Annotated in this window: 1 protein-coding gene; it reads left to right on the top strand. The window is 66.0% G+C overall.

Going from position 1 to position 450, the window contains the following annotated elements:
• Positions 1-420, top strand: a 420-nt coding sequence (locus NBZ85_RS31815) for a hypothetical protein (protein WP_261563502.1), incomplete at its 5' end; no start/stop codon positions are given.
• Between the last annotated feature and the right edge of the window lie 30 nt (positions 421-450).

A 450-nucleotide genomic window follows, 5' to 3' on the forward strand; every position in this document is an offset into this window, starting at 1 on the left:
GGCTTCGACTGCTCGGTTCTCTACAACTTTTCGCACAAGGGGTTTTGGAAGCGTCTGACGATGTATTCCGATTTCTACGGGGCGGTCGAAGGGCGGCACTACTTCGGCGTCGAGGTGATCGCGTCCCAGGCGGGAAACAGCCTCGCGCTCGCGGAGCAGGATTTCCGGTCCCACGTCGCGCAGAACCATCTGTTCGACGGCGATTTGAAACTGGAGGGCGGCCGCTTCGTGCCGAATGCCTATCCCATCTACGTCAACGGTGCGCAGGCGCGGGTCGCGGTGGCGCTGGCGAAACTGCGCGCCTTCGGGATCGAGTCCTTCGGTCGACAGGGCGGCTTCGATTATCAGCCGACCGCCCGCGTCTCCACGCAGACGGCCGAGGCGCACCTGCGGCGCGCGGTCCAGCCGACCGCGCCGTGAGGCGGCATCCTCGACCGCGGTGGCGGATGC

It is taken from the genome of Frankia tisae, assembly GCF_025403405.1.
GTDB classification, from domain to species: Bacteria; Actinomycetota; Actinomycetes; order Frankiales; family Frankiaceae; genus Frankia; species Frankia tisai.